Source organism: Pantoea agglomerans NBRC 102470, assembly GCF_001598475.1.
Taxonomy (GTDB): Bacteria; Pseudomonadota; Gammaproteobacteria; order Enterobacterales; family Enterobacteriaceae; genus Pantoea; species Pantoea agglomerans.
The window spans coordinates 16,551-28,873 of sequence record NZ_BCZA01000012.1; the positions used below are offsets into that span (position 1 = coordinate 16,551).

13 protein-coding genes are annotated in these 12,323 nt (G+C 57.5%); 4 read left to right on the top strand and 9 right to left on the bottom strand.

Features of this window, described 5'->3' with window-relative positions; all coding sequences use genetic code 11:
• Nucleotides 1-215: 215 nt before the first annotated feature.
• Entirely contained in the window at nucleotides 216-1,151 is a 936-nt protein-coding gene (locus PAG01S_RS19245; RefSeq protein WP_033785688.1) for a LysR family transcriptional regulator, read from the top strand.
• Here PAG01S_RS19245 and mdcH read toward each other — a convergent pair.
• The 9 genes from mdcH to glpD all read right to left on the bottom strand — a co-directional run bounded on the left by mdcH (nucleotide 1,132) and on the right by glpD (nucleotide 10,082).
• Nucleotides 1,132-2,034: a malonate decarboxylase subunit epsilon gene (mdcH, locus tag PAG01S_RS19250; RefSeq protein WP_062759593.1), complete on the bottom strand. Its 903-nt coding sequence runs from the start codon at nucleotides 2,032-2,034 to the stop codon at nucleotides 1,132-1,134. The genes PAG01S_RS19245 and mdcH overlap by 20 nt on opposite strands.
• Nucleotides 2,031-2,651, bottom strand: coding sequence for a malonate decarboxylase holo-ACP synthase (locus PAG01S_RS19255; RefSeq protein ID WP_062759594.1), 621 nt, complete (start codon nucleotides 2,649-2,651; stop codon nucleotides 2,031-2,033). Before PAG01S_RS19255 ends, mdcH begins: the two co-directional genes overlap by 4 nt.
• 1 nt (nucleotide 2,652) lies before the next feature.
• On the bottom strand, nucleotides 2,653-3,612 hold the full coding sequence (locus PAG01S_RS19260; protein ID WP_010253228.1) for an AEC family transporter: 960 nt from the start codon (nucleotides 3,610-3,612) through the stop codon (nucleotides 2,653-2,655).
• A gap of 133 nt (nucleotides 3,613-3,745) precedes the next feature.
• Nucleotides 3,746-4,546 carry a biotin-independent malonate decarboxylase subunit gamma gene (gene mdcE, locus PAG01S_RS19265; RefSeq protein WP_010253226.1) on the bottom strand — a complete coding sequence of 267 codons (801 nt, stop codon included), beginning with the start codon at nucleotides 4,544-4,546 and terminating at the stop codon, nucleotides 3,746-3,748.
• Entirely contained in the window at nucleotides 4,546-5,379 is an 834-nt protein-coding gene (locus PAG01S_RS19270) for a biotin-independent malonate decarboxylase subunit beta (protein ID WP_010253223.1), read from the bottom strand. Before PAG01S_RS19270 ends, mdcE begins: the two co-directional genes overlap by 1 nt.
• Nucleotides 5,372-5,671, bottom strand: a complete 300-nt coding sequence (gene mdcC / locus PAG01S_RS19275; protein ID WP_010253220.1) for a malonate decarboxylase acyl carrier protein — start codon at nucleotides 5,669-5,671, stop codon at nucleotides 5,372-5,374. The genes PAG01S_RS19270 and mdcC overlap by 8 nt, the downstream gene beginning before the upstream one ends.
• A gap of 8 nt (nucleotides 5,672-5,679) precedes the next feature.
• Nucleotides 5,680-6,540: a triphosphoribosyl-dephospho-CoA synthase gene (locus PAG01S_RS19280; protein WP_062759595.1), complete on the bottom strand. Its 861-nt coding sequence runs from the start codon at nucleotides 6,538-6,540 to the stop codon at nucleotides 5,680-5,682.
• Nucleotides 6,540-8,195, bottom strand: a complete 1,656-nt coding sequence (gene mdcA / locus PAG01S_RS19285) for a malonate decarboxylase subunit alpha (RefSeq protein WP_062759596.1) — start codon at nucleotides 8,193-8,195, stop codon at nucleotides 6,540-6,542. The genes PAG01S_RS19280 and mdcA overlap by 1 nt, the downstream gene beginning before the upstream one ends.
• Before the next feature lie 381 nt (nucleotides 8,196-8,576).
• On the bottom strand, nucleotides 8,577-10,082 hold the full coding sequence (gene glpD / locus PAG01S_RS19290; RefSeq protein ID WP_010671548.1) for a glycerol-3-phosphate dehydrogenase: 1,506 nt from the start codon (nucleotides 10,080-10,082) through the stop codon (nucleotides 8,577-8,579).
• A gap of 227 nt (nucleotides 10,083-10,309) precedes the next feature.
• Between glpD and glpE the strand changes: the two genes are divergently transcribed.
• From glpE to PAG01S_RS19305, 3 genes are read left to right on the top strand one after another with little or no spacing between them, the layout of a single operon-like run.
• On the top strand, nucleotides 10,310-10,636 hold the full coding sequence (glpE, locus tag PAG01S_RS19295) for a thiosulfate sulfurtransferase GlpE (protein WP_052270778.1): 327 nt from the start codon (nucleotides 10,310-10,312) through the stop codon (nucleotides 10,634-10,636).
• A 29-nt stretch (nucleotides 10,637-10,665) separates the two neighbouring features.
• Entirely contained in the window at nucleotides 10,666-11,487 is an 822-nt protein-coding gene (gene glpG, locus PAG01S_RS19300) for a rhomboid family intramembrane serine protease GlpG (protein ID WP_010671549.1), read from the top strand.
• Nucleotides 11,488-11,518: 31 nt separating this feature from the next.
• Entirely contained in the window at nucleotides 11,519-12,277 is a 759-nt protein-coding gene (locus PAG01S_RS19305; protein ID WP_010253201.1) for a DeoR/GlpR family transcriptional regulator, read from the top strand.
• Nucleotides 12,278-12,323 lie beyond the last annotated feature (46 nt).

The following is a 12,323-nucleotide window of genomic DNA, read 5'->3' on the forward strand; positions in this document are numbered from 1 at the left end:
TGCAGTCTGGTTTCTGACTTTCTTTGCGGCCGAGGGATCGGCCGTTCTCTCCTGTGCTCTCTTTGCTCACCGCCCATCCTGCACCTCTTCAGCAGGTTCAGCCTCTTATCGCCTCTGCGTCCGTAAGTGCCTCTTGTGCGAGCCAGATCATTACACCCTGGCTGAGAATCGCTACTATGCGGGAAAGCAAAATGACCCTACAGGCAACAGCAGCAATGAGTGACAACATCAACCAGGAAATTACCTTCCGTAAACTCAGCGTCTTCATGATGTTTATGAGCAAGGGCAATATCGCCCGTACGGCGGAAGCGCTGGAGCTGAGCAGCGTCAGCGTGCATCGCGCACTGCATACGCTGGAAGAGGGCATCGACTGCCCGCTGTTTATCCACAAGGGCCGCAACCTGGTGCCGCTGCCTGCCGCCTGGACGCTGCTGGACTACTGTCGCGACGTGACCACCCTGATGGGAAAAGGCATTGAAGAGGCGCGCAAAGTCGCAGGCATCGGCGGGGGGCGTCTGCGACTTGGCACGCTCTACTCCCTGACGCTGGAGACCATTCCCCGGCTGATCATGGGCATGAAGCTGCGTCGGCCCACGCTGGAGCTCGATCTGACCATGGGTTCCAATCAAATGCTGCTGAATATGCTGGAAGATGACGCGCTGGATGCGATTCTGATCGCCACCGATGACGGCGAACTCAGCGACGCGCATTTTGATGTGATTCCGCTGTTTGAGGACAGGATCTTTCTGGCCACACCGGCCGGTGAGACGCGGGACGGAGCCGGTCCGGTGGATCTGCGTGATTATGCCGACCGTGATTTTGTCTCGCTGGCTGAAGGGTTTGCCACCTATGCCGGTTCGCAGGAGGCGTTCCAGATAGCCGGATTTGAACCGCGCATGGTCACCCAGGTGAATGACATCTTCTCGATGATAAGCCTGGTGCAGGCGGGCGTCGGCCTGGCACTGATCCCGGGACGGATGAAGAAGGTGTATGAAAACAACATTCAGCTGCTGACGCTCGCTGAGCCTTACCAGATGCGTCAGCAGATCTCGATCGTCTACTCACATCGCCGCGAACGGGATAATGACCTGCTGGCACTGGCGGCAGAAGGGCGGATGTACGCCCGCAGCCTTACTGACTCAGCCGTTTAACCAGATGGAGTGCAACCTCAACGCTGTTGCGCTCCAGACAAATCGCGTCGCCCTGCCAGCCAGCCTGAAGCGTCAGGCCGGTCAGCACATTGCCAGGCGGCATCTCAATCGCCAGTCGGGCATCGCGCTGATTGGCTGAAACCATCGCATCATTCCACTGCACCATACGCGCCATATTAAAGGCAAGATCGTCGGCAATCTTCTCCGGCTCCCAAATCACGCGTCCGGTTGAACCGCTGAGGTAAGCGCAATGGGGACGGGAAAGGCTGACGGACCCGAACGCGCGCGCCAGTTCTGCAGCGGGCTTATCCAGCAGCGCGCAGTGCGACGGCACGCTCACCGCGAGTTTAATCGCTTTGCTGGCACCGGCATCCAGCGCTTTCTGCGCGACTACCGCCATATCCTCGTCGCGGCCAGCAATCACAATCTGCGTTTCCGCATTCAGGTTGGCGATATAGGTGTTGCTGCCGGGCAGCAGTTTTTCCAGACGACTCAGCGTCAGGCCGGTGATGGCGGTCAGACCATATCCCTCCGGATAAGCCTGCTCCATCAGATCGCCTCGCAGTGCCACCAGCCGCAGAGCATCACTGAAATCCAGCGCGCCGGAAATCACCGCAGCAGGAAACGCGCCAATCGACAGACCGCTGACGATATCGGGTTTCACCCCACGGCGAATCAGCTCGCGCGCCCAGGCGACACCGCAAATCAGCAGACTGAGCTGCACGGCGCGCGTGTGGCGCAGTGCATCGGCACTGTCGAGCTGGTCAGTCTCGTCGCCCAGCACTGCACGCACGCTGTTCAACAGGGCGTCGCCGTCGGGAAGGTGCTGTAACATCCCGGCACGCTGAGTGCCCTGGCCGGGAAAGGTAAAGAGTATTTTCATTGTAGCTCCCTGCTCCAGGGTGAAGCGGTCAGTATCGGCCCGGTAACGGTTTTAACCAGCGCGCGGCCTTCACGCAGCCACTCGCTGAGGGCAAACGCGCCGGACGGCGTTTCTACCTGCGTATCGACCCGGCAGGCCAGCGTGTCGGTTTGCGCCTGCCAGCGTTGCAGCGTATCGCGCGCCAGCGGCTCTGGCGCGCGAATAACTAAATCAAGATCGCTGGCGGCATGCAGCGTGGGTTGCTGTGTTGCCAGTGCGTAACCGGTACTGCCGGTAATACCCCAGCGCCACGGCCAGTCGTGCTCACTGAGGGCAATCGCCGCGCCGACCGGCGCATAAGCGGTAAACGGCGAGGCAAGCAACTGCGCACGCGCCGCCAGCATCTCCGGCGTGACAACGCGAACGATATCCGCTGCATTGACCCATCCGGCGGCGCGCTGTTCGCGGCGCTCGCCGCGCACACCCACCGGTATCAGCCCGGTTTCGCTCCTGTCGCGCCGCACCACGACCGGAAGGCCGGGATGCCAGAACTGACTGACCCAGCTCTCACTGATGGCGGCTAAGGCGTTGCCGTCTCGCAGCCAGAGCAGATCGTGGGGGCGCGGTACAGAGCTCATATTACATTCCTGATGTCAGCGTAATGAACAGCGGTAATGACAAAATACAGAGAATAGAGCTGAGCAGCAGCACAGCCTCTGCATCCGGCGACTGCACGCCAAAGCGGTTGCCAAACACCACCCCGAAGAAACCGGCGGAGAGCGCAATCATCAGAATGGCGGTAATTGCCACAGGACCGCTGAGACCCAATGCCAGCACCAGACCCCAGGCGATAAAGGGCTGAATCAGCAGTTTAGTTACCGTGCCGACGCCCACCACCGCGTTGAGTTTCAGTTTGCGTGCCGACAGGATGACACCGGTCAGGAAGAGTGCAGCGGCGGTGGCAGCCAGACCCAGCGGTTTGATGGCGGCCAGCACCAGATCAGGCATTTTAACGCCCAGCGCTGATAACACCACGCCAATCAACGGTCCCAGTACGATCGGTTTTTTCACAGAACGCCACATCAGAATTGGCAGCATGGTCAGGGTTGAACCGTGTTCGGTGCCATCGGCAAACGCTTTTTCACGTTCCAGAATCAGCAGGCAAAGCGGTGTAAGCAGCACTGAACCACAGGCGATGGAGACCGCTACCGAGAGCGAAGTGGCACCATTTTCACCCAGCACGCTGGCCAGAATGGGCAGGCCCAGCGCGGCGTAATTTGGCAGCGCCACCGTCAGTGTCAGCACAGCCGCATCCTGCGGTGACTTTTTGAAAACTTTTGTAGCCGCGAAATAGACAGCTCCATAGGTAATCCACATTGCGCCGGTAATAACCACAATCAGCGGCCATTGCGCCACGATGCCCGGCCAGGGCGTTTGTACCGTGGCACTGAACAGCGCGGCGGGCAGCGCAAAATCCATGACGAAAATATTCAGCAGAGAGACGTCTTTGTTGTTGACCATTCCGGCCTTACCGGCCCAGAAACCCAGCAGCATGATGACAAAAATCGGAGCAAGGGCATGAACAATTATATAAATCATAAATCACCTGTATTTAAGAAAGAATTTTCTGTTAACAGCGATGTTTATAATTCTGAACACGGCCACTGCCCCGGGGCGCACTTAGCAATGCGCCCCGTCAGACCGGTTTCGGCAGGTTTATTTTTTTATTTAATTACCAGGTTGCGCGCATCCGCTCGCGAACCAGGGAGGAGCTGTGGCGATTGGATGCGCCCAGCCGGTTTTTCAGGCTCGGATCCTGACGCGCATCGCTAATGGCTTTCTGCAACGCGATCTCGACCATCGCCACATCGGCGTCAGAAGGCGCATCGGGATTGGCCACGTTCAGCAGATCGGAGAGCAGACCCAGCGTGGCGAAGTTATTCACGTCATAGGCCATCGGCGGAATGGTCGCCGCCAGTTTCTCCAGCGCCTCCACCGAACGCAGCGTGATACGCGCGGCGGACTCTTTACCCATCGCGTGCACCAGCACACCCTGATCGTTGAGCGCAATCAGGCGGTTGGCCTGATAACCGTGCGCCAGGAAGGCACCAGACATCGCTTTGCCAACAATCAGCCCAATCACCGGATGACCCGCAAGGCGTGCTTTGGCATAAGCGCCTGCAGCCCCGGCCAGCGCCTGATGAATACCGAACGCCTCTTCGCGACGACCATAGGCCTGACTCGGCACGTCGATCACCGCCACAATCGGGCGTTTCACGTCGCTGTTCTTGTCCTCTTCCAGCGTTTCATTCACCACTTTCGCCAGCGTCCAGCCTTCCAGCAGACCGACTTCGCCCTGCGCGGCACGCGGATAGTGGTTTTGTGCATCGGGCACCACGGCGATAAAGCGCACGCTTTCGCCATTAAGTTCACCGTCCGCCACCTGGACAGAGGCGCACAGGCCGCTGAGGCGCTGCGCATCAGGTGCAAGTTTTTCCAGCCAGATTGCACCGCGGCTGTTTGTCTGGGTCATTATTTATCCTCCCGGGCGAAAAGCTGTTTAATCTGCGCCGTGTCCGCCTGCTGACGGGTGTCGAACTGCGTCAGACGTGGCAGGAAATCGGCATATTTATCGCTGCGGTGCTGCGCCGGAACACCTTTAGCGATGAAGTCATTCATCGCACTTTTAACCGCATTGACGCCATCACCGACCAGCGCATCGACCAGGCCGCTGGCGTAGCGGATTTCACCGCCGGTCATGCTCCAGATAAACGGGCGATCGCGCGAGTCATACTCTTCAATGCCCGCTTCCTGCTCAATCACCTGCGGACCGTTCAGCCCCAGGCGCGCTTCACGCGTCACAATCAGGTAGCTGCACAGCGCAGCGGCGATGGACATCCCGCCAAAGCAGCCGACGGTACCGGCAATAATGCCGATAACCGGGGTATAGCGGCGCAGATCGACAATCGCGGCATGAATATCGGCAATCGCCGCCAGCCCCAGATTTGCTTCCTGTAAACGCACGCCGCCGGTTTCCAGGCAGAGCACCGCCTGAGTGGGTATTCCATTGCGGTTGTCTTCGGCTGCCAGTTCCAGCGCCGCCGCCATTTTGGCACCGGAGACTTCGCCCATGCTGCCACCCTGGAAGGTGCCTTCAATGGCGATAACCACCGCAGGCTGCCCGTTCAGCGTGCCGCGTGCCACCACCATGCCGTCATCTGACTGCGGCACCACACCCTGCGGGGCCAGCCACGGCGACATGATGCCTTCGAAAGGATCCAGCAGTTCGCGATAGCTGCCGTCGTCCAGCAGTGCACGGGCGCGCTCACGGGCGCGTAATTCAATAAAACTGGCATCGTTACGCATGGCTCACCTCCTCAAAAACCTGTTCAATACGGATACGCGCCACGCCGGGTGTCGCGCCGAAATCGTGAATAATCAGCTTTCCGGCAGGCAGACCGTTGGTTAAATTCAGGCGGTCAAACAGCGCCTTCCAGCGGGCGTCGCTGTTATCCAGTGAGGTGGTGATATCAATGCTAAGCGTTTGTCCTTCAGTTGCGGTGTACAGCACTTCCATATCACCGGAACCAACGACCCCTGCCAGAGCTTTACCGCTGAGTGAGCGGTTAGCAGGTAAAGATAATGTGATGTGTTCCATAATGGCCTCTAGAAATAAGAATGTTCAGGTGAACAGACCCGATCAATGAACAGCGTCGCGGCCAGCAAATCGGCGGCCCCGCCAGGCGAAGCGTTGAGCGACAGCATGCGCTGATCGAGCTGCGCCAGCGCCTTCTGGCCGCCTGCTGTGCGACAGCCGCCAGACAGCAGCACGGCGCGTGCTCCCTGCTGCATCGCTTTCAGTCCGGTCATACCGGCCCGTGACAGCACGCAGGTATCGCTGAGCGAGGTCATGATCGCCATCAGCGCATCAAGACGGGCTTCACTTTCACTGGCACCCGTTGCACGACTGGTCATCAGTTGTGGCAGCGCCAGCTTCATCACGTGAGGAAACGCCTGTTGCGCCTCTTCGCGTGCGCCGGGCACCTGATAGCGGTGCGTCGCTTTTAACCCTTTGCTGAACAGTTTTGGCGCGGCGCGGTCGGGCAGGCTGGCCAGCGCGGCTGCGGTGCGGGTCAGCTGGTCGGCACTGGCCGCGCCACCGTGCATGGCTGCAGCACTGACCAGCAGTCCCAGCGCCCAGATCGCACCCCGATGGGTGTTGACGCCGCCGGTTGCCGCCATCATCTGCTGTTCACCGTCACGGCCCAGCCGACCCACCGTTTCGCGCAGGGCAATATCAGCAGGGCGCAGCCAGCTGTGACGGGCCAGCGCCAGAAAGGTCGGCACAAGGCTGTGAGCGGAACGCTCCATCAGCGCCAGCGTCAGGTCCTGATGCGCGCCGTTTCCCCGACTGTCTACCAGACCCGGCTTGGGGCTTAGCCGCGCTTCATCGGTCAGACAATCGCGCGCAATCATCGCCAGCTGGCTGGCCTGCGCCTCGGTTTGAGTCTGCGACAGAAGTTTCATTACCAGCTCCGGAATTTTGCCGGTGGGTTATAAAGACCACCCGACCATTCCACCAGGTCAGAGACGCTGCTGGCGGCGAGCAGTGAGCGGGTCGCATCTGAACGATGAATGCCCATATCTTCCGGATAGACCACTTTGCCGCTTTTACGCAGGGCCGCCACGCGTGCCGCATCGACGCCAAGGCCGATATCGGTGATGCCGGCTACCGCAGCGACCATCGCACGGCGCTCTTCAAGGCTTTCCGCGCGATAGAGATAGGCAATACCCTCTTCGGTCAGCACGTGGGTGACGTCATCGCCATAGATCATCACGGGTGCCAGCGGCATACCGGTCGATTTCGCCACTTCAACGGCATCTAGCGTTTCAACAAAGGTCGGTTTGGCACCGGCCTGGAAGGTTTCCACCATCTGAACCACCAGTTTTTTACCGCGCTGCATCGGGTCCGGTTCGGTGATCATATTGAGCCATGCAGGCGTGGCATGGCGTCGGCCGTGCGGATCGTGGCCCATGTTAGGCGCACCGCCGAACCCGGAAAGGCGACCGCGGGTCACGGTTGAGGAGTTTGCCAGGCCATCGACCTGCAGGGTGGCACCGATAAACATATCCACCGCATACTGACCTGCCAGCTGACAGAAGGCGCGGTTAGAGCGCATAGAGCCGTCGCTGCCGGTGAAGAAGATATCGGGACGGGCGCGAATGTACTCTTCCATGCCCAGTTCGCCACCGAAGCAGTGCACGCTTTCAACCCAGCCGCTCTCAATCGCCGGGATCAGCGTCGGATGCGGGTTAAGGGTCCAGTGCTTACAGATTTTGCCTTTCAGGCCGAGTTGTTCGCCGTAGGTAGGCAGCAGCAGTTCGATCGCGGCGGTGTTAAAACCGATACCGTGGTTAAGTGACTGCACCTGATGTTCGGCGTAAATGCCTTTAATCGCCATCATCGCCATCAGGATATGTTCCTGCTTAATCAGGCGCGGATCGCGGGTAAACAGCGGTTCGATAAAGAAAGGTTTATCGGCTACGACGATGTAATCGATCCAGGAGCCGGGAATATCGACGCGGGGCAGGTCGGTCTCGTCATCGACCAGCTCATTTACCTGGGCAATCACGATACCGTCACGGAACGCGGCGGCTTCCACCAGGGCAGGCGTATCTTCAGTACTCGGGCCGGTGTAAAGGTTGCCTTTGCGGTCAGCTTTATAACCGGCAATCAGCGCGACGTTTGGACTCAGATCGACATAAAGGCGGGAATAGAGTTCGATATAGGTGTGGATTGCGCCTATTTCCAGCTGACCATCTTCTAACAACTGAGAAATACGCAGACTTTGCGGACCGGAAAAAGAGAAGTCGAGTTTACGCGCAATGCCTTTTTCGAAAATATCCAGATGCTCACTGCGACCCACGCTCGGCATAATCATATGCAGGTCGTGTACTATCGCCGGATTAACCTCAGCCAGGGTACGTGATAAAAAATCGGCCTGCTTCTGGTTATTCCCTTCCAGTACCACCCGGTCGCCCGGTGCAATCAGTTTTTCAAATGCTTCTACAGCTCTTTCAGTAGGAATGACTTTGCCATCAACAGGGAAGGATGCCAGACGACGCGCTTTTTCACTGCGGCGTGTGTTCCATTCCCGGGCAGGCGTTTGGCCTGTGTTCATTTCAACCTCCTGATTAAAATAACGGTTGTTTCGTTTTTACTGAGGAAAGTTTGTGCTTTCTGATGACGTCGTTCAATTAAGCAAAAAGCCTGAACGTTATATTTACAGTAACAATAGGATGTGAACGTTTTGATATGCGAAGCAGAAAGAGTTGAGTTTAGGCGCTGACCAAAAATGTGATCGCATAAACGGATTTCTGTATAAAAAATGGTTTGAGCCTGGCATTTTTAATAAAAAGTTCGTCGTACAAAAATAAACTCTGCTACACGCTGAAAAGCGCAACCTGTTGGATCAGCACCCGGATTCACCGACCCGCTATCGCAGACATAAAAAAAGCAGGCCGAAGCCTGCTTTCTGATTCTTTAGTTAGTTACTGTCCGTTTATGATGCCAGCGACAGGGCGGGTTTAGCTTTCGCTGCCAGCCACTCGGTGACTCGCGCCTGCTGCTCTTTGGTCAGCCACATGCCCTGTTTGGTACGACGCCAGATAGCATCATCCAGCTCACGAACCCACTCATGCTGCACCAGGTAGCGTAATTCTGCTTCGTAAAACTCGTGACCGAAGTTCTCGCCCAGATCGTCCAGGCTTTTCGCGCCAGCCAGCAGGGTTTCAGTGCTGCTGCCGTAGGTGCGCGAGAAGTGGCGCGCCATATTTTCACTGATAAACGGATAGCGACGACGCAGGCTGGCCGCATAATCTTCACGGGTGCCGGAGATATTTCCGCCTGGCAACACGCAGTTCTTCGTCCATGCCGGGCCCGCGTTCGGGTAGTACTTCGCCAGTTTCTCCAGCGCATGTTCTGCCAGCTTACGGTAGGTGGTCAGCTTGCCGCCAAACACCGACAGCAGCGGAGCCTGACCATTATCGTCGCGCACATCCAGGGTGTAATCACGAGTTATCGCCTGTGGCGAATCGGATTCGTCATCACACAGCGGACGGACACCGGAATAGGACCAGACGATATCGTCAGCGGTCAGCTGCTTTTTAAAGTGTCCGTTGAACACTTTCAGCAGATAGTCGGTCTCGCTGTCATCAATATTGACGTTTTTCGGATCGCCTTTGTACTCGACGTCGGTGGTACCGATGATAGAGAACTCATCCATCCACGGGATGACAAACACGATGCGGTTATCTTCGTTCTGCAGAATGTAAGCCTGCTTTTCGGTATGGACGCGTGGCACCACGATGTGGCTGCCCTTGATCAGGCGAATACCGTAAGGCGATTTCAGCTTCAGGCTGTCGTCGAACAGCTGTTTGACCCACGGGCCGGCAGCATTGACCAGGCCTTTCGCCTGCCAGGTAAAGGTTTTACCGCTGTCGACATCTTCCGCTTCGACCTTCCACAGGCCGCCTTCACGCCAGGCACGGGTCACGCGGGTGCGGGTACGGACTTCGCCGCCACGCTTCACGACTTCCTGTGCGTTCAGTACCACCATGCGGGCATCATCGACCCAGCAGTCAGAATATTCGAATCCGCGCGTGATTTCCGGCTTCAGGGCCGAATCCGCGCCAAATCGCAAACTTTTGCTGCCTGGCAGACTGGTACGCTTGCCAAGATGGTCATACATAAACAGGCCGGTACGGATCATCCACGCCGGACGCAGATGCGGACGATGCGGCAGACGGAAGCGCATCGGGAACGCCAGATGCGGAGCCATTTTCAGCAGCACTTCACGCTCGGCCAGTGCTTCACTGACCAGACGGAATTCGTAATGTTCAAGGTAGCGCAAGCCGCCGTGAATCAGTTTTGAACTGGCAGAGGAGGTCGCGCAAGCCAGATCCCGCGCCTCCAGCATTAACACCGACAGTCCGCGTCCTGCAGCGTCTGCTGCAATGCCGGCACCGTTGATGCCGCCGCCGATCACGATCAGGTCTTTGGTTTCCACGTCATCTCCTCCGATGTTCGGAATAGTTCACTAATGTTCGTTTTCGAGCATAATCATAATCGCAAACCAACATTGACGCCAGCTTTTAACCAGGTAAAAACATTTTTGCGTGATATAGCTAACATTCTGCCCACCAAAAAAACCGATAGCCGTAACGATTGTCAGGTTATCGGCGTGGATTCTCGGGTTACACTACGCGCTATTGTGACGCTGTTATGAGAGATCCCATGGAAACGTTCGAATGTATTGATGTGCAGCAGGCGCAGGCGCGTCTGGCGCAGGGTGCGCTGCTGGTAGATATCCGCGATCCGCAAAGTTATGCCCTGGGTCATGCGGCCGGTGCGTTGCATCTGACCAACAGCAACCTCAGCGATTTTGTCACTGGTGCCGATCACAGCCTGCCGGTGCTGGTGATGTGCTATCACGGCAACAGCAGCAAAAGCGCGGCACAATATCTGCTGGGACAGGGCTTCAGCGCGGCGTACAGCATTGATGGCGGCTTTGATGCCTGGCGGGCTGCCTTTCCTCAGCAGGTTGCCCTCGGCAGCGAATAGATTGCCGCTCGTCACATGGAGAGTTACTGATGCGCATTACTCAATTTAATCAGCCCCGCATGGCGCAGGCCTTTGTTGACTACATGGCGACGCGGGGCATCACGCTGCGTATTGAGCATGAAAATCACTACGTCATCATGCTGGATGATGAGAGCAAGATTTCACTGGTCGAAAACGAACTTCAGCAGTTTTTGCACGACCCTAACCATCCGCGTTATCAGGCCGCCAGCTGGCACAGCGGAAAAACCGACAGTGGCCTGCGCTATGAGCGCAGCAATATCTGGGCGAATATCCGTGAGCGTGCCGGTCCGCTGACCATGACGCTGATGGTGCTCTGTATCGCGATATTTATTCTGATGCAGGTCATGGGCGATCGTACCGTGATGGCCTGGCTCTCCTGGCCGGATGCCGATCAGCATCTTCAGGTCTGGCGCTGGTTCAGCCATGCGCTGCTGCACTTTTCACTGCTGCACATTCTGTTTAATCTGATGTGGTGGTGGTATCTGGGCGGCGCGGTTGAGAAGCGACTTGGCAGCGGCAAACTCTTTGTCATCCTGCTGATTTCGGCTCTGCTCAGCGGCTGGCTGCAGGCGAAGTTCAGCGGCATCTGGTTTGGTGGCCTGTCGGGCGTGGTCTATGCCCTGATGGGTTACTGCTGGCTGCGCGGGGAGCGCGATCCCGACAGCGGCGTCTATCTTGAACGGGGATTGATCGGTTTTGCGCTGGTCTGGCTGGTGATTGGCTGGTTTGGCGTCTTTGGTCTGGCTATTGCCAACGCGGCGCACGTCGCCGGTCTGGTGGTCGGACTGGCGATGGCGCTGGTGGATACGCGTAAAGTCACGCGTCGTTAGACAGGATTATGCGGGTTAACAGGAGAGGAACGTGAAGCAGACGCAACGTCATGACGCGATTATCGATTTAGTCCGTCGTCAGGGATATGTCAGTACTGAGGAGCTGGTGGATCATTTTGAGGTCAGCCCGCAAACCATTCGTCGCGATCTCAACGATCTGGCCGATCAGAACAAAATTCAGCGTCACCACGGCGGCGCGGCGCTTCCCTCCAGCTCTGAGAATACCGCCTGGCACGACCGTAAAATGATGTGGTCAGCGGAAAAAGCGCGGATTGCCCAGCGCGTGGCAAGCCAGATCCCGGATGGTGCTACGCTGTTTATCGATATCGGCACCACGCCGGAAGCGGTGGCGCATGCGCTGCTCAACCACAGCGATTTGCGCGTGGTCACCAATAACCTTAACGTCGCCATGCTGCTGATGGATAAACCCGATTTCCGGGTCATTATCGCGGGCGGTGAAGTGCGGACCCGCGATGGCGCGGTAATGGGTGAAGCGACGCTCGACTTTATTTCTCAGTTCCGGCTCGACTACGGCATTCTGGGGATCAGCGGCATCGATATGGATGGTTCGCTGCTCGAGTTTGACTATCACGAAGTCCGCACCAAGCGTGCCATCATTGAAAATTCACGCTGCGTGATGCTGGTGGTGGATCACTCGAAGTTTGGCCGTAACGCCATGGTCAACCTCGGCAACATGAGTCTGCTTGACTACCTCTACACGGACAAAACGCCGCCTGCCAGCGTAATGAAGGTGATTGAGCAGCATGAGGTTCACCTCGAACTCTGCTGATTCCTGCCACGCCAGCCTCCCGGCTGGCGTTTTTCTTTGATTGCTG